The sequence below is a fragment of the Wolbachia endosymbiont (group B) of Xanthorhoe designata genome (genome assembly GCF_964028585.1).
Taxonomy (GTDB): domain Bacteria; phylum Pseudomonadota; class Alphaproteobacteria; order Rickettsiales; family Anaplasmataceae; genus Wolbachia.
In genome coordinates, this window is record NZ_OZ034794.1 from 691,552 (window position 1) to 708,907 (window position 17,356).

Consider the following 17,356-nt stretch of genomic DNA (forward strand, 5'->3'; position numbering starts at 1 on the left):
ATATTTTCCATAATACACATTATGTAATTTTCAATACTAATAAAAACATTCATCAATCTTTTAAACAACAACCTGTCGAACCTCCGGATTAGTACTTAAAAGGAACTATTAAAGTACCTCTTTAGATTAAATTGCTACTTTAAAAACACTTAAAATTTCAATTTTTAGTTCTAACATAGCCCTTTATTTGTCTTTTTTTTAAAAAGTATTGAGATATTTACCAATTAGGTAAGTTTTTCTGTAAATATTTCAATCTAATCATATTCTTTTTGATGCCTTTTTTGATCTTTTTTAGAGTTATCCACAGTTCTTTTGCTTTCAATTATATATATATTAGTATTTGGAGATCATATTTATTATAAATCTTCAAAGTACTCAGAAATGTAAAATTATATACTCTACTAGGTTATCAACTTAGTTATTAACAATTCTGTGAATAACTAAAACAAGCAAAAGGTGCTTTTGTGCGAGTTTATGGTTATATATATCGTAAGTAAGGTATCTAAAATCCTGTTAAGGGTATCTAGATACCTTAAAAAATTTGGAGAAAAGGAAGAAGTCTTTTATTCCTTTTACTTAATTTGGCTGCAAATCTTGTTCTTTTTCCAACCTTGATGTGTCAGGATTTTCTATCTTACTAGATATTACATATGTAATACCACCAGCAACAAGTCCTGTTACTAGAGCAGCAGCTACCGCTATGCCAATTAGAGCCAGTATTGGTAATGCAACACCAGCAGCAAAAAGCCCACCACCAACTGCTAATCCAGCTATAACACCACAAATAGCACCAGCGACAATTGCTTTATTAGCTGCATCTTTCCTTGACTCACTTTCATTAGCTGAATTACTTTTACTATTTATGGTACTTTCATCACTAGCTAAGCTAGTTTCAGATAGATTGTCATCTGCCGTATTATCAATTTGTACTCCCTCACTTTTGATCTCCTCAATTCGATTGATTTCATCTAGCACGTCTTTATGTTCATCTTCATTTAATTTAGTTTTAATCCTTTCACGATCATCTTCAGATATAACTTTCCAGAATGATTCTAATCCACAACTTCCCTGAATTGCATGTAGAAAATCTAACGAAGATTTGCGATTAGGATCCGTAATGTATTCAATCAGTGAAATAGATTTCACCTCATCTTGATTTTTAGAAGATAAAATCTTTGCTTTTACAATGTCTTGAAGAAGACCCCGCTTTTGCACTTCATTCAAAACTTCTCTAAATCTTGTTATATCAACTGATTCAAAAGTTCCAATAAGTGTATAGCCTTCATCATTAATTGCCGTAAAAAGAGGTAATAAATCTTCGTCTAAAGCATCTTCAAATTCATACTCGATTTTATTATTTAAAATTTTCATGTCAAGCTCTAACCTAGAATATAATTCTAGTTGTTTTTCGTCTAAACTTTCGCGTGCTAGCATATCAAACTCCTATTAAAAATATACTTTAATTATGATATATTTAAATAATAAAGTCAAGAATTTAACTAAGTATCACAAACACTTAAACAAGAAAAAGGTGCTTTTGCTCTCACAGAGATAGCGTCGTTCTTTAACACTTTATGATTATACATATCGTCAGGACAAGGTATCCCAAGACGGTTTTTTTCGGGGAACCACATGATGAACTCACTGAGGACATCAGCTATATCATCGGTAAACTCAGTTTCAGTATGAATCTTTTCAAATTCGTCGAAGATTAAATAATGAAAATCTCTTTCCGCTTTCTCAAGAAAGATATGACCTTGCTCAACAAACTGACTACAAGACTGAAACACTTCCATCTTTGACCTCGTTCTTCTTGAGCCTAAAATAAGTGTGTTTGGCAGCAGTGTCCTAAGATCTGCAATCACCTTAAAGCCAATTCCACGTTCTTCCACGACTACTCCATGTAGCCTATCTTCGTATTTACTTAGAAACTCATGAATATCATGTTCAACTGTAGCTGGGTCAAGCTTTCTTGCCAATAAATCCACCCATACTCCACATCTTTTTGGCTGATGTGCAAACTCACTTTTCGTAAAGAACGGCTGAAACACTCCTACCGCTGTTCTATCAAGTGTTTTGAGCGAACCACTGTTGAGATCGATGAACGCCACCAGATCTTTTTCACCAATCTTCTCATAAGCAAAATCAATCTTTTGAAAATATTTTTCATTAAATATTTGCCATTTAGGCTCTGGAGGATCCTGCATATATTGCGATTGATAGACATAAGGCTCTGCTTTTTCCTTAATTCTTAGCTCCTCCATCGGCAGTCTGTTTTCATCAATACTGGTGCCATCTTCTAGCACTGCTGGAATGATGATCTTTTCAAACTGCCTCTCTGACTTTTTATCCAAATAACCAAAGATGTCGTAAACACTGATTCTCTGCCCAATCACCAAAAATGGTGTATCAGCAGTGTTGCGCCTTGAAGTTATACATTGCTCAAATTTCTGACAGGCACTGATCAGCGATACTCTACTATACGCGCAGCTTGCATCATGTAGATCATCAAGAATAATGCAGCCACCATATTTTCGACCTTCATCAAAATCAAGTGAGCTGTCCCCAGCTCCAGTACCGGTTACATGCCCTGATATTGAAAACCCATTAACAAAACCTCCTTCCTTGGTTCTTATTACTCTTGTACTTCTACGTCCAACTATCTTGACATTGGGAAAAACTTGCTTATAAAATGGCGACTCAAGAACAATATGCAGTTCGTTCATTTTCTCACGCATTAAATCCCTTTGATGAGTGATGTACATGAATTTTGCCCTTGGATTATTGCCAAGGGCAAATGCTACATGAAAGATAAACCCGAGCGTAGTCTTAGCGCAACGGGGCGGTATGTTCCACCACTGACTGTGCGCTTTTTCAAACACCAAGCGATTAACACTGCTAAAGAGCAGCCACAGATAGTTCTTGCTACCATTCTCCCTCTTTAAATTGAGTCTAATGTTAAATACTCGCAGCATCCCTTGAAACGCAAAGAAACCAAAGTCTTTGCGGCATAAATCTAGGTCTTTTTGTCTTGAGTTTTCCAATGTTTTTACATATAGTTTCTACCGTATAAGTAGTATATTTGGTTTAGCAACTCTAAAATTGCTAAACCAAGTTCTTAACTATATCTGCTTAAAACAATCCGAATTCTTCTGAAAATGCGAAATCTTCTGTTGAAGAAGAGAATTGATGTTTCACATAATTTTCTAGTCTTGCAATCCTATGCTCCAATTCTTTGAACTTATCACCGGACATTTCGAAATTTTGATTGATTGGATCCAGAATATTGAATAAAAAACCTGATCTTATTGTATAGTGTGTATTCTCTTTTAGAGAGTCAGGTATTATTTGAAGATATTTCATAATATTCTCCTTAAAAAATTAATACAATTTTAACATATCAGTATTAATGTTATATTAATACTGATATAATAGTTAAACCAAATTTCTCCCTATACCCTGACCAAGCCCACCTAGCATTTGATTCATAGCTAGCCAGCGATCATTTATCGATCTCCCGTACGAAGTGTAGCCACCACCTAAGTTCTGACCAATCTGCGCACCAAGACCATGAGCACCGATCAGGCCTTGCAATCCACCTAAAGACGAACTGATAAAGTCATTTAAACCTTTAGAGGCAAGATCAGAGTTTAAACTTGCAACCTTAGAAAGACCATAGCTTGAGCGATCAAGACCACTGGCACGTAAGTTGTTACCAAGTGCGGTGTTCATTTGATTGCTGACAAACTGCTGATAAGGATTTTCACGGTATTGCGATGCTATGTTATTTATAAATCCTCCCGGACCACCTTTCCCGAGGCCTCCCAAATTCTCCATGAATTTATTGTATCTACCATACAAATCCTTTTGCATAGCAATGTTATTTTCAAACTGACGATTAGCTTTAGAGCTACCAAAAAGCCAATCAAATAAATCTCCTAACATTATTCCTCCTTTTTTACCGCCACGTTTGTTGGTATTATACACGGCCTTTCCGCAGCAAACAGTCCTGCTACGCTATCTGCTGTGTGATCACATAGCCGCGAAACATTAAGCATTTTTTTAATACGTTCTTTTACAATCTCCTTACGAGCTGAACCAAAACATCTCACTTTAAGGCTACCTCCAAAATAACGTTTAACTTCGCCCTTCCAGTGCAAACAAAACAGTCCTTCAACAATTATTTGCAGCTTTTTGTAATACGACATGTGGCTACCTTTGATGTATTTTTGCTTTAAAAAATACTGATTGTCCTCAAGTAGCACTAAATCAAGCTCTGGATTGCTGGAAAGCAAAAGCGCAATAACTCCCTGATACTCTTCGCTAATTCGGCGCAATGTCTCTCCATCAAGTCGCCATTTTTCCACGCCTAAAACATAGCTGCCACAGTAAAGTGTTTCGTCCCTGACATAGGCAAAACCATTGCTCTTGCCAAGATCAACACTTAAGACATTTTCAGGCAGTTTTTTTGCAAGTGAAAATTTTTTAACCTTAAGCTCCACTTTTCTCCCTCAACATTTTCTCCTCATGCGCATTACGCATCTCTTCACGCATTACTGCTAACTTCTCAGCAAGAAGATCAACCTCAGCTTTTAGCTCAGCAATTCTTTCTTTTGACTGTATTTCAAGCAGTTTAATCTCCTGCTCTGTTGGCTGCTCTTGTGCTTGCGCCTGCTGCTCTTGTTGCTGCTGGCCAATGCTCAGCACTTTTTCCCGCAGCATCTTGCTGCTCACCGTATCTTGATTGAGCAGCATCTCTCCTAAAAGCTCGACACTGATTTGTTGGTTATTCGGACCAAGATACTGCATAACGTTCAGCATCAGTTCATTATCCTTCTCACGTTGTCTTTCTAGAGATTCACTTATCTTAATTTTGACATTTGTAGACCTGCTAAAATTAATTAAACTAGTTAAAGTCTCATCATCTTGTGCCAACTTGTAAGGTAGTAAGGAAAGCAGAACATTTCCTACTTGGTTGAGCGTAATTTGATGGGCAAAGTAATAGGAAGTGACACTACCTTCGTTTTCCTTTAGTTTGTCACGCAAGGCAGCAGCAGATGAATACTTACTGTCTTTTACGATGTTTGTAGTGTCACTCCAAATCTGTGAAAGCAAACTAAGAGCCTGCTGCATTAATATAGCGAGGTTCGGATCAGAGCCAGTTGGCGGTATCACGATAGGCTGGATGCCATCTACTGCCACATACTCGAGTAACATCTCACGAGGATCAGCAAAACGCTGCGCTTTTCCGCTGGCAACACTTGCTTGCGGCATTACAAACTTTCTCTCCACTTTTTCTAAGTAAGATCACATCTATTAATGAGAGATACTTATTCCTTTTGTCCGTTCTATACTTGGGCCAATTAAGTAAGTATATATATCGCGCTGTGGTAAAGTTGCACCTGGTATAATTTTATTATAAAACTGTATACAACTTGCTTCTATGCCTAACCCTCCATATGGCTTAAATCCTCTCTCTTCTACATGAAGATCCGTATCATGCAATATGTTATCCCTGGTATGCAAACCTTTCTCAATTAATATTTCAACATATTTGCTTGTACCAAACAAAGTTACATACATAGCGTGTGACTTATAATTAGGATGTTCAAAGTACATTTTTAAATCCTCATCTGTCTCGTAAGGCTGTAAAATAATAACTGGCGCAAAAAGTTCAGAAAAATTACCGCCTTCTAATAAGGGTTTAACAAGTACTATAGGCTTAATTAAGCCTGTTGCTGGATTAATCTCTCCACCATACTGCAAGAAATTTCTGTTTTCATATAACACTCGTGCAATTTTTAGAGCGTGAGAGCAGTCAGTATTTGGTCCAATAATATTATTATAATTAGCATAATCACCAATACAATTCTTAATCAAATCCAATCTTTGAATACATTTATTAACAACCAAGTTCGAAATTTTTGAATGTACTAGTATTGAATTCGGAGCTGCACAATCTTGCCCTTGATTTTGTAAACACACTCTACAAATACTGTCTATTGCCTTATCAATATTAGCATCTTTTGAAACTACTATAGGATTATGACCAGCACCATTGAAAATAAATAATACATTTTCCTTAAATTGCTTTTTCACTTTTTGTGCGTTATAGTACTTTCCAGTAAATATTACTACATCTGCTACTGACCTATTTTTCTGAATGAATTCATTTTTATCATCATATGATATAATAAGGTTCGGAAAGAAATTATTAAATTTTGATACTATTGTCAAATTTTCAAATAGACTTTTCATGACCGTAGGAGGTCTTATTATAGCAGTTTTTGCCATTAAAGACATAATACAACCAAAACATACAGATGAATATAGAGGTTGATTTAATGGCAGAAACGAAACTATACAGCTAACTTGTGCTTTGAAGTACTCAGAATTCTGATTCAAATTATCTGGTAAATCAACAGAACGTTTGATTTCATCCACTGCAACATCTAGACATTCATAACTTTGTAAACATTGTATAATTTTTCCCTGGTTGTGCTTTAAATAAGTTGAAAATTTTTGCGCACATGCAAATACATACCTGAAGTCCATTGGATCGTATCTTACTTCACAAGCTTGCTTTATTTTTATTTCATTCACGTATGTACTTGGTTTTATATACTGTCCCAATATTGGCCCTACTTTTGTTGCTAGATTTATATAGACACCATCTTCATTTGAGATATACTGTGGAAATTGGAATTCATATGAAATTTTTATTCCATATTTTTGCAACTCATCTATAATGGCTTTTCTTGCTTTTTCTTGTAAAAAGTTGCTATTCTCGATCATAAGTAAGTTATCATGAGGATCTTCACTAACTTTCTTCTTCCTCAGTATTGGAAAATTATTATTTAACACGTTTTTCATTCCTGTATGGTCCCATAATTCTTCCCCCTTTGGTGGTATTCTTTTCTCACATCTTATCATATCATCTATTGACTATTGCATTCCCAAACAATTTGATGCATCATTTTCATAATACAATGTCTTAGCTTTTTCTAGGTAAGGTCACTTTCTATCTCCCCTAGTGAACCAGCTGTACGTACTATATGTTTGGTATTTAAAATGATACTCAATCACGGAAGTATAGGGCTATGATTTTTACCAAACTCCTCTATATCTGAAATTACCATAGAGGATGAAGGTAAAACACTGTTTTCGTTTTGCAATAGCCTTGACAATTGAAGCTCTTCACAAATCTTAGAAAGAAAATCATAATAACCCTGCTTGTCTAATGAACCACATAGTATACTTTCAATGCTACTTATGGAGTGTAAATCCATATTTAACCACTGTAACTCTGATGCAACAAAAACAATTTGCAACATTATATTTTTCGTTTCTTTTATAGAATCCATCTTGAAAAACTCAATCATATTTGACTTTAGCAAATCCGAAAGTTTTGGTAGACTAGATAACTTGCCATAGCAGTTCAACAAAGCAAATAAAATCTCCCTGTGGTTTGATGCATCTCCTATAAATTCCTCTCCGGTAACTTTTCTATATAAATATTTCCTTTTTTTATAGACAAATTTTTCCAGACCAAGCCTAACTGGCTTAAACTTGCAATGCGGTAGATTATATCACTTCTTAACTGGTCATTTTTGTAGAATTTTAGTATTTCTAATGTCCTTTTACAAGTTCGATGCGATTTTGCCCAACCATCAAATTCTTTTATATCATCAAAAAGACCTATATCCCTAAGCCATACAATGTCATCTTCATGTAACCAATTGTTCTTCGTTTCCTCTGAATAAATTTCATCTAATGCACAAATTAAGTTAGCTAGACCGCTTACCAGCTTTCTCGGCTCTATGGCTAACGTTACCCTTAAATCTCTCAGCCAAGTAGATGGAGGAGAGAAACACTCGATAGGAACTACTGAAACATTACTACGTGCTAAGACTTTCAAACTATCCTTGTATGCGCTTCCATTTCCTTTGACCCTTATAATTACGTTTGGTGATAGATCATCAAGTCCCATTACCTTTTCAATACTGACGTGACCAATATCTTGATAATAAATATTCAAAACTAGGTGTTGGAATTTTACATTTAAAGAGTAAAACTTTTTCCAAATTTTGAACTCTCCAAATATTAGATTAAGATCCGATACGTGTTTCTTTATTTCATTTGGTAATGAATTATTAAAACAGTGACTATATGATATATGTTCTAATGTAGCTATACATGTAGATGTCAAATATAAAAATGATGGTGGCGAACCATAAGTAGTACTAGCATGCCTGTAGAATTTTTGTATAAAACCTTTATCTGCTAATAAATGACCCAATTTAAGACCTGGTATGTTATACATTTTTGAATATGAAGAGATAATGATTAAGTTTTGATATTTTATTGGATTTAGATAAGAGCTGATTTCAGGATCAAAAATCACTTCATCAATGATGAGAAAAGTACCGCTGCATTTACATATGTCACACAAGTTACCTAGCTTATCTCTTAATTTCCTTAAACCGTAAGGATTGTGAGGAATGCTAAACAATATAACAGCAACACTTTCACTCGAAGCGAGTTTAAACAATTCTTCATAATTTGCTTCATAATCGTGAGACAACTTTAACAAATTCAGCTCAAAATTAAACGCAGCATCATCAAATATTGGAGAATAAGTCGGTACAGCAATTACACAAGTTTTTTTACAGTTATTACCTTTGCTTATCATTGATAAAACGGCATGCAGTCCAGAAGTACTGCCTTGTACAACAGCAACATTACTTACGTCTACTTGGTTTTCATTTCTTCTACACTGCTCTAACCTCGTTATAGACATTCTTGTATCTACGTGTCCTAAAGGATCAGAGTAACCAAACCAATTATTTTCAATTGCAGCAGAAAGAGCAATTTCAACTATTGTTGGTGGCCTAAGGTAGTTAAGGTCATTTGTTCCTTCACTTAGCCTTATTATACCGCTATGATTTAACTCACCATAAAAGTCATTGCGGAAAAAATAATCAAATATCTCCTTTCGAAATTCGATAGGAATATTTTCATAAGAATCATTTTCTAAGTTTCTTCTCCAAAGCCTTATTTCTTTTGTAACATAATGATCGTTCCAGTTATCCGCCTTTAAAATTTTATCTTCGCTTAGCACGTGACGGATTGCAACACGCTTTTGAAAGAAAGCTAGAGGGTTAAAGACTTCTATAAAATTGATAAAATCCTCAATATTTTCTAGCATATACTTTACATTGGATGAAATTGACCTATCTCCCGAGTATCTCGCATCAGATTTCCTTAATAGAGAGTTACATAATTTGGAATATTTTTCAGCTTTGTTTTTTAACTTAACAATATCTTTTCTATTATACATACAGCCTTTTTACACTGTTCCCAGATCCTATAACTAATTTTAAGCCATACCAAAATAAAATATGCCTATAAGAACTCATACCTTATTGCTCTTTTTCTCTTTATCAACTTTACTTGTGTTAGCTTTTAGCTTGATGCATATGCTATAAACTTACACAACTAGACAAACTTGGTGCTATTTTTTGAAGGGTTACTTCATCTACAGTAGAAGATTGATTGCAATTCTTCTGGCATTCATCTTTATAACCTACTTTTAAATACGTAACAAATGCCTCGAATAATAGAGTAACATTCAACTTTCACTTCTTTAAATTTGATCACATAGAGGCATCTTTGTGTAAAAAGTGCTTTATGCTGCATAGCATAGGTTATCACTGAGTTTTTCTCAGCAAATAGCACATTTGGTTTTCCTGGTGTTCTTTCCTCAGTTGCTGATTGTTTGTAAATAATATAATCATTCCACGTTTTTATTGGTAAAAAGGTGGTTGTGGTCAAAGAAGAAAGAAATCTAGTAGCGTAAGCATCACTAGAAGAACCAACAACAGATGTACCATCTACTCTAGACATTGAATTCACAAACCATGGTGAAAATAGAAAATAATTTTGTGAAGTTCCTGCAAAATCAGAATTTTGCTGCAAAAAAGTAGAACTCCTCGATGGTATATTTAGAGGAAAACCAATATCATAAACTCTACTACTCAAATTAACTGGGGTAACAAACCCAGTTAAACCAGAGGGATACTCAGGCTCTTGATAATTAAGATTTACTGTTAAATAAAAAAAATTTTCTTTGACAGAATAATGTGCTTTAGTCTGCTTAACTACTTTATCAATGCCTTTTTTATATGATACACTTTCAGTTGGAGGATACCTAAACCTATTTAATTTATTTTTGACTTTAAAATAACCTGGAAAATCAAGCTTAGAACTTGCAAAATTTACATCCCTCATACCATCACTAGTCATTCGAGTGTCATTAGAGTCTAAATAATCAGCAGTAATATCAAAGCAGTGGCAACAAGTAGTGAGATCCATGCTACTTGCTGCTGCAACATACTGAAAGTCATAGTTAACATCTGAATTAGCATGAAACGTAGTCTCCAGCCACAGATGACCAATATCGTCACCCTCTGGCTTCCTACTTACTACTCCCTCTCCTTCAAAAGCAACTTTAACTTTATTGTTTAGAGCGAACTTTTTAATGTACTCACTTGAGATCGCATTAAACCAATTTGGTACATCTTTGGTTTGTAGCATATCAAAGCTAACTGGAGCATGGTCTAACTTTTCATATAGCCTTTTGTATTCAATGCCGAGCGGACTAATCGCCGCTCCATCAAGTGTGCGACCATCGCACTTGATTAAATTTATCTCTCCTTCATTAACTTTTGCTCCTTTTGGATAGAAAACTAGTTCACCAATATTATCGACAAACTTGAGCCCATCAATTGCAAAAACTAGCTCATTGTAACTGTTATTAATGCTGTATTTATTTTCTTTAAACGACGAAAATAACAAATTAGATTTCGCCAAATCAGAATTTTGTGTTGGATACCTAAAATCAACTGATGAAACTGGCGCTGAGACTTTTGCACAATAAAAGTTCGTTGCTTTAAAATTAAATGTCCGATCGGTCGGCAATAGAAACTTCAATGTCAAACTTTGATCATCACCAATATCAGAAGGGATGACAAAGTCCAGCAAAGTTAAGCTAGTGTCATAAACTTTTGGTGAATCAGAATCAATTAAAAATTTATCTACTACATTCACTTTCGGCGGTGTTGACGACTTCGCACCAAAATCACGAATTGCTAGTAATTTAACAACTATATCATCACCTCCTCTCCAAGCATAGAACTTGAGCTTCAGTGACTGAGAAACAACGCTCCATAGAGCATTAGAGTTTTTAAATACTATCGCTTTCTCAAGAGGTGGATTTCTCTCATTAGGCTTTTCACAAATAACGTTCAAATAAAAACGAGGATTGCCTTCATCGATTCTCTCAGCTTCAGTAATGTCTTTAATGAAAACCCTATCGATATCAGTTCTATCTTGTATTGGCATCGAATCGGCATAAGATCTTAAAAACTGCCATGAAAGTCCAGCAATTGGTACTTGTGAGAACTGAGGTAAAACATAGCCCGGTCCCTGCCCTCGATCATCAATTTGTAGACCAATATATAAACTGCCCATCGATAAACAAATTATCAGATATGATAGCGCTAGTTGGATCAGCGCTGCGCTGCTCCCGAAAGTAAGGTAGGTCAGTAAAAACAATCTCAGGAGCAGCAGCATTGCCGTAACAGCACTTTAGCTCTGCAATGTAACGATCTTCAGGGTCATCTACGTCAACAAAGTAGTAGATTTTATGGGGCAATGCACCGTTTTCATCAAGTTGCAGAGGATTTGGTGCTGGTACGACATTTCCTTGTTGGTTTTTGTAATAGGCATTACGAAGAGTTGTTGGACTCTTCTTGTCATAGAAATACATCCAGTAGCCAGCGGCTGGCATACCTTCCCTATTCCTAATAATGTCTTGCAATACTATGCTTAGTATTAACTTCTGTGTCATTTCTCCTTAACCAGCAAAAGCTAATACTGGTATATATTCACCCTACCATAATATGTCAATATAATTCTTTATTGAAAATTTCATGAAAATATTGTATAATTGTGCAGTAGTAGAACTCGGTAAAACTTATGGCAAACGCTAATTTAGCTTTCAGTAAAGAAACTTTACAGCATCTTGCTGAATTATCTGAACTTACTAAGCAACCTGCTCAAGCATTAGCAGAAAAACTACTTAAAGAAGCAATAGATAGTGAAATGGAAGATTTTTTATTATCTGTGGTTGCTGATCAATATGATATTGAAGGTGCAGAAACAGTTGATTACAAAGATGTAAAGTGGAGATCAAGTGGATTACAAGATTAAATTTTTGAAGAATGTCACTGAAAAAGATCTTCCATCTTTACCGATAAAAATAGAATTAAGAGTAAACAAAGCAATACAGGAACGCCTTACAGTCGATCCAGTGAATCTTGGTGAGCCTTTATATCATAGCTTTAAAGGGTTCAGAAGACTAAGAGTTGGCGATTACCGTATTATGTATTGTGCAGACACCAAAAAACATGAAGTAACTATTATTACAATAGGACATAGAGATACCATTTACGAGAAAGCTTTGAAGGTACTTAAGAACCATGTTTTTCAATAAACTCTGTTTCGTTAAGTAAGTAAATTATAAATATAATATTATACAGCCCTCCTTCCTGATCCATTCTTCACCTAAAACCGGAGGCTCCTCAAACTCAAGATCTTGTTTCGTCGCCTCTCCCAATGAGTTATATTATATTATATATAAATAATATAATATAATATAACTTATAGTGGGGGGTAGCAAAAAAAATGAGTTATTTTTGAGCTGAGCAAAGCCACCTAAGGTGAAGAATGGATCAGGAAGGAGGGCTCAGGATCGATGAGGACGTCAAGCCAATATTTGATTATCTCAAAGACTACAAAAACTACATCAATAAGCTACTCAGCAATACGAGTGACATCGAAGGAATGACCACAGGAATAAAGGAGCTTGATACCATCACAGGTGGCTTTAAAGAGGGAGAACTATCCGTACTCGCCGCTCGTACTTCAATTGGTAAGACCTCAATAGCATTATACATGGCTTTGCAGGCCGCAAAGCTACTAGAAGATCATGAGTATGTCTGCTTCTTCTCACTTGAGATGTCAGCCAATCAACTGATCAATAGAATAATCAGCATTGAAGTTAATGAGACAATAAATAACATTCTCAAGAATGAAGATATGGACCTCTTATATCGTGGAATAAATCAGATAACATTCTTAAATATCCTCATCGATAACTCAGGCAATATGGATTTAAATATGCTGAGGAAAAAGATCGCATCAATCTGCAGAAAACACAGCATAAAATGCATATACATTGACTATTTACAGCTACTCAGAGGATCAGGAAGAACAGAGAACAGAACTCTTGAGGTAACAGAGATCAGCAGAACTTTAAAGAACATCGCCAAAGATTTTGAAGTTCCAATTGTCGCACTATCACAAATTAGTCGCAGAGTGGAAGAAAGACAAAACAAAAGACCGCAACTAGCAGACCTGAGAGAGTCAGGGAGCATCGAACAAGACGCTGACATAGTTTTACTACTCTACAGAGACAGCTACTATAAAATAGGCTACAATAACGAACTGGAGATAAACGTTGCAAAGAATAGAAGTGGCTCAACTGGTAAAGTTACCGTGCCTTATCAAGTTAATACTGGCAGGATATTAAATTGATAAATCATAGAAAATAGTGTATAATATTAATAATTTTAAAGCGAATTCCTTATGGCTTTTTCTAAATTTCTCGATCCAAAGAATGACGTTGCCTTTCGGCGTATCTTTGGTACTGAAAAGAATAAAGATATTCTTATTCACTTTCTCAATGATATTCTGGGCTTTACTGGCAAAGATCAAATAAAAGAAATAGAGTTTCTTAGTACTATAATGGACGCTGAAATTGCCTCTAAAAAACAAAGCATTGTTGATGTTCTCTGCAGAGATGAAAATGGAGTACAAGTAATAGTCGAAATGCAAGTTGCAAAAACTAAAGGCTTTGAAAAACGTGCTCAATATTACGCTGCTAAAGCGTATTCAAGACAAGCTGACAAAGGTGATCAATATCATGACCTTAAAGAAATTATCTTTATTGCTATAGCAGACTGTGTTCTGTTTCCAAATAAGTCTGAGTATAAATCAAAGCATACTATTCGAGATGAAGAGACTAATGAACACGATTTAAAAGATTTTTATTTTACATTTATTGAACTGCCAAAATTTCCCAAAAACAAGGAAGATCAACTAGAAAATATAGTTGAAAAATGGATCTACTTTTTTAAATACGCAGAAGAAACCAGTGAAAGGGAATTAGAAAGAATAATAGGAAGTGATGTAATAATCAAAAAAGCATATGAAGAGCTAGATAGATTTAACTGGTCAGAGAAAGAATTTATAGCCTATGAACAAGAAATAAAGCGTATTCGTGATGAGAAGGCTGTCCTCGCTCAAAAACTTGATGATGCTAAAGAGGAAGGTAGAGAGGAAGGTAGAGAGGAAGGTAGAGAGGAAGGTAGAGAGGAAGGTAGAGAGGAAGGCAAAAAGACAAGAGAAGTTGAAATAGCAAAAAACCTACTTAAAGCTGGTGTATCTATTGAATTAATAGCTAAATCGACTGGTCTTGCAATTGATGAGCTTGAAAAGCTAATACTAAATTAAACTTTCAGAAAAATTCATGTAAACATAAAATTATGCTTTACATAGTATTAACTCGTATTAAACTTACCATATGGAAATGGATTGGAATTGCTAATTTGGGAAAGGACTCTGTGTAAAGGATAACTTTTTATCCTTTACACAACTTAAATTTTATAGTAATCACTTCTTGTCAATTGAAAAAGATTACCAGCACTGCCATGCATGCAAATTTTCACCATAATAAAAAAGAAAGTCAAGTAAAAAAAAGTAAGAAAACCTCTTTTTACTGTAAATTCCATAACTTTCACGTGCGTGGTAGCTCTCACGTAATTAATACCAATAGCAAACATCTTCGAGCACGGATCAATTCCAGAAGAAGAATAAAAGCGCGAGAAAAGTCAGTTGAGCTCAAGCTTTCGATTAGAACTTTCAATGATGAAACTCATCTCACCTCTCGTGAGTTACTGCAAGTTATTAAAAACAAGGAAGTACAGGAGTTTAAAATGGAATTTCTGCTCAATTAAAAGGACGTAGCACGTATGTTTCAGGACACTTTAATCCACATAAAGCAAAAAAAAATCTACGCTAATCAAGCACAAAAAGAAGCAGCTAAATACTTTATTGAGCTAATGACCGATAAATTTTACAGTTTTAAAAGGTCAAAAATCACGGATTTAATTCCTATCAGAGAAAATATTATAAGAAAAGTTTTTGAAAAATTTCAAAATCACCATGAAATTAAGGCAATAATGGTCTACATCAGAAATCTATGGGTAACTTATGATAAGCATTTATATAGCCTTGAAGGTATGAAAGAACAGGTTGATCACCATATTAACCTTATAATTAAAAATACTAATCAAGAGAGAATTAAGGAGCTATTGGAATTAGGAACAACACCCCATGGAGTATATTGTACTTTGAGAAAAGTCCACGGTGCAAATCTTTATCGAATAGGTATCTTAGCATGTCGTGGTGGTTATTTTCTTAAAGTACACATCGAAAAAAGACTAAAAGGGTTATTGAAGTACTACTTTAACAGTTTTAAAGCTAAAATGAAGAATATAGGTGTAACCACCGAAAAAGACTTTTTTCTTATCACACGAAGGCACCTCCCCTTCCTTTTTAATAAAAAATATCTATATACCTATCATAAGATACGTAATGTGTATTATGGAAAATATAAGAAACACACGCTTTCAGCAAGAGAAAATTCAATTTTTGCTCTTCTCAAACAGCATAAAAAAGTGCCTGTTGAACTCCTAGATTAGCATCCAAAAACACTCAAGTATTACTTTAAGAGTATTTAAAATCTTAACTTAAAGACCATTCCTTATCACAACTAAAAAAGATTAAAATTGATATAATTTTTTAGAGTTGTCCACTTTATTATGAATCTCCGAAGTACTCATAATGCGTAAAATATGTATTTCTCTGGGTTATCAACTGAGTTATTCACAATACTGTGGATAACTATCACAAACATTTAAACAAGAAAAAGGGGCTTTTACTCGAATAGATATTTTATAACGTCTTAATGCTAACTCCACCGACATATAAATTTGCGTGGCTTTTTCCAGTATTAAGCAATGCAAGTCCAATATTGTCGACACTAGAGCGTAGTTCTCCTACTTCTTCATTATGTTCACTGATTACTTTAGTGCCAATATTTGGAAGTGCATTTTTTCCCTCAACAAGGTAAAGTTTCCTTCTGAATTTTTCTTGTCTGCTCATTCGATTTACAACTTCCTGACCTATATAGCACCCTTTATTAAAGCTTATACCATTTATCTTATCGATTAAATATTGCAGCGGAAATGATGAATTTTGCACCATATCTTTTGCTCCATCTGGGACAAGGTTTTTAATTCTAACTTTTTCATACTGAATAAAATCTCCAACCGGTTCTTTTATTTCATCTTCATGTATGATCCTCATTCCTAGTAGCTTGTGCCTTGGATCTTGAAAAATAACTTGTGACTTACTACTACACTCCGCCAACTTAGCATCAAACAAAACTCCAACCTTATATAGTGCACTAATGTCTTTAATCTTCACTCTAAGGTAAGTTTTGAGCAAGTCTAATTTTTCAATTATTTGCTGTAGATGGGCATTTTCACACTCCAAATAAATATATTTATCATGCTCAATGAGGAAAAAATCGTACAGATATTTTCCCTGAGGGTTGAGTAATAAAGAGTAAATTGCCTGCTGGCTACTTAATTTATTAATATCATTTGTTATAACACCCTGAAGAAAATCTCTCGTATCTGGTCCGTATAAAGATATTAGACTACGGTTTGCTAGCGGTATGTAACCCATAAAACTTCTGTTCAAACCTTAAATTATACACTTTTACTAACTCCAACCCTTGAAATGTAACCTTTAGATGACTACATAGAATTGTAGGTTAATCTATTAATGAGGAAACATAAATGTCAAGTGTAAATTTAAATGTATTAGATGATAACGTGCTAATAAAGCCTATTACTGAAGAAAAACAAGGTGGAATTGTACTACCATCAAGTGCTGAAAAGAAGCCTACTAAAGGTGAAGTTATAGCAATTGGTGGTGGTTCACGCAACTCAAGCGGAGAGCGTATAGCTTTAACTGTAAAAACTGGTGATAAGGTTTTCTACAGGCAGTGGGCTGGAACAGAAGTAGAGCATGATAATGAAAAGTATGTCGTGATGAAGGAATCAGACCTACTTGCTGTTATCAAGTAGGTATTTCTATTTTA

The 17,356-nt window shown here is 34.7% G+C and carries 19 protein-coding genes; 7 read left to right on the forward strand and 12 right to left on the reverse strand.

The genetic code is table 11. From position 1 onward, the window contains the following. Window positions 1-576: 576 nt before the first annotated feature. The 11 genes from ABWU64_RS03290 to ABWU64_RS03340 all read right to left on the reverse strand — a co-directional run bounded on the left by ABWU64_RS03290 (window position 577) and on the right by ABWU64_RS03340 (window position 11,911). Complete coding sequence (locus ABWU64_RS03290) at window positions 577-1,434, reverse strand: sulfite exporter TauE/SafE family protein (protein ID WP_353279223.1); 858 nt, start codon at window positions 1,432-1,434, stop codon at window positions 577-579. A 65-nt stretch (window positions 1,435-1,499) separates the two neighbouring features. Then, window positions 1,500-3,044, reverse strand: a complete 1,545-nt coding sequence (locus tag ABWU64_RS03295; protein ID WP_353279225.1) for a hypothetical protein — start codon at window positions 3,042-3,044, stop codon at window positions 1,500-1,502. Window positions 3,045-3,132: 88 nt separating this feature from the next. Next, complete coding sequence (locus ABWU64_RS03300) at window positions 3,133-3,363, reverse strand: hypothetical protein (RefSeq protein WP_353279226.1); 231 nt, start codon at window positions 3,361-3,363, stop codon at window positions 3,133-3,135. Between the two features lie 72 nt (window positions 3,364-3,435). Continuing rightward, window positions 3,436-3,945: a hypothetical protein gene (locus ABWU64_RS03305; RefSeq protein WP_353279228.1), complete on the reverse strand. Its 510-nt coding sequence runs from the start codon at window positions 3,943-3,945 to the stop codon at window positions 3,436-3,438. Beyond that, a complete protein-coding gene (locus ABWU64_RS03310; RefSeq protein ID WP_353279230.1) occupies window positions 3,945-4,502 on the reverse strand; it encodes a hypothetical protein in 558 nt (185 codons plus the stop codon). The genes ABWU64_RS03305 and ABWU64_RS03310 overlap by 1 nt, the downstream gene beginning before the upstream one ends. Further along, the gene (locus ABWU64_RS03315) at window positions 4,492-5,274 is read right to left on the reverse strand and encodes a hypothetical protein (protein ID WP_353279231.1); all 783 of its coding nucleotides are present in this window, start codon (window positions 5,272-5,274) and stop codon (window positions 4,492-4,494) included. The genes ABWU64_RS03310 and ABWU64_RS03315 overlap by 11 nt, the downstream gene beginning before the upstream one ends. 42 nt (window positions 5,275-5,316) lie before the next feature. After that, on the reverse strand, window positions 5,317-6,933 hold the full coding sequence (locus tag ABWU64_RS03320) for an aldehyde dehydrogenase family protein (protein ID WP_353279233.1): 1,617 nt from the start codon (window positions 6,931-6,933) through the stop codon (window positions 5,317-5,319). A gap of 149 nt (window positions 6,934-7,082) precedes the next feature. Next, complete coding sequence (locus ABWU64_RS03325; RefSeq protein ID WP_353279235.1) at window positions 7,083-7,382, reverse strand: hypothetical protein; 300 nt, start codon at window positions 7,380-7,382, stop codon at window positions 7,083-7,085. Between the two features lie 98 nt (window positions 7,383-7,480). Further along, window positions 7,481-9,340, reverse strand: coding sequence for a pyridoxal phosphate-dependent aminotransferase (locus ABWU64_RS03330; protein ID WP_353279237.1), 1,860 nt, complete (start codon window positions 9,338-9,340; stop codon window positions 7,481-7,483). Between the two features lie 239 nt (window positions 9,341-9,579). Further along, on the reverse strand, window positions 9,580-11,532 hold the full coding sequence (locus tag ABWU64_RS03335) for a hypothetical protein (protein WP_353279239.1): 1,953 nt from the start codon (window positions 11,530-11,532) through the stop codon (window positions 9,580-9,582). After that, window positions 11,501-11,911 (reverse strand): hypothetical protein, encoded by a 411-nt coding sequence (locus ABWU64_RS03340; RefSeq protein ID WP_353279240.1) that lies wholly within the window; start codon window positions 11,909-11,911, stop codon window positions 11,501-11,503. Before ABWU64_RS03340 ends, ABWU64_RS03335 begins: the two co-directional genes overlap by 32 nt. Before the next feature lie 128 nt (window positions 11,912-12,039). Between ABWU64_RS03340 and ABWU64_RS03345 the strand changes: the two genes are divergently transcribed. The 6 genes from ABWU64_RS03345 to ABWU64_RS03370 all read left to right on the forward strand — a co-directional run bounded on the left by ABWU64_RS03345 (window position 12,040) and on the right by ABWU64_RS03370 (window position 15,887). Then, window positions 12,040-12,273 (forward strand): hypothetical protein, encoded by a 234-nt coding sequence (locus ABWU64_RS03345; protein ID WP_341816009.1) that lies wholly within the window; start codon window positions 12,040-12,042, stop codon window positions 12,271-12,273. Further along, entirely contained in the window at window positions 12,257-12,556 is a 300-nt protein-coding gene (locus tag ABWU64_RS03350; protein WP_341816010.1) for a type II toxin-antitoxin system RelE family toxin, read from the forward strand. Before ABWU64_RS03345 ends, ABWU64_RS03350 begins: the two co-directional genes overlap by 17 nt. A gap of 233 nt (window positions 12,557-12,789) precedes the next feature. Then, window positions 12,790-13,659: a replicative DNA helicase gene (locus ABWU64_RS03355; RefSeq protein ID WP_353279242.1), complete on the forward strand. Its 870-nt coding sequence runs from the start codon at window positions 12,790-12,792 to the stop codon at window positions 13,657-13,659. A 51-nt stretch (window positions 13,660-13,710) separates the two neighbouring features. Beyond that, window positions 13,711-14,637, forward strand: coding sequence for an Rpn family recombination-promoting nuclease/putative transposase (locus ABWU64_RS03360; protein ID WP_353279243.1), 927 nt, complete (start codon window positions 13,711-13,713; stop codon window positions 14,635-14,637). A 173-nt stretch (window positions 14,638-14,810) separates the two neighbouring features. Next, window positions 14,811-15,140, forward strand: a complete 330-nt coding sequence (locus ABWU64_RS03365; protein ID WP_353279245.1) for a hypothetical protein — start codon at window positions 14,811-14,813, stop codon at window positions 15,138-15,140. A 15-nt stretch (window positions 15,141-15,155) separates the two neighbouring features. After that, on the forward strand, window positions 15,156-15,887 hold the full coding sequence (locus ABWU64_RS03370; RefSeq protein ID WP_353279247.1) for a hypothetical protein: 732 nt from the start codon (window positions 15,156-15,158) through the stop codon (window positions 15,885-15,887). A 253-nt stretch (window positions 15,888-16,140) separates the two neighbouring features. Here the strand turns inward: ABWU64_RS03370 and ABWU64_RS03375 are convergent, their stop codons facing one another. Next, window positions 16,141-16,938 (reverse strand): YgfZ/GcvT domain-containing protein, encoded by a 798-nt coding sequence (locus tag ABWU64_RS03375; protein WP_135353082.1) that lies wholly within the window; start codon window positions 16,936-16,938, stop codon window positions 16,141-16,143. Between the two features lie 113 nt (window positions 16,939-17,051). On the opposite strand from ABWU64_RS03375, the gene ABWU64_RS03380 reads away from it, so the two are divergent. Continuing rightward, complete coding sequence (locus ABWU64_RS03380) at window positions 17,052-17,342, forward strand: co-chaperone GroES (protein ID WP_006012576.1); 291 nt, start codon at window positions 17,052-17,054, stop codon at window positions 17,340-17,342. The last annotated feature ends 14 nt before the right edge of the window (window positions 17,343-17,356 follow it).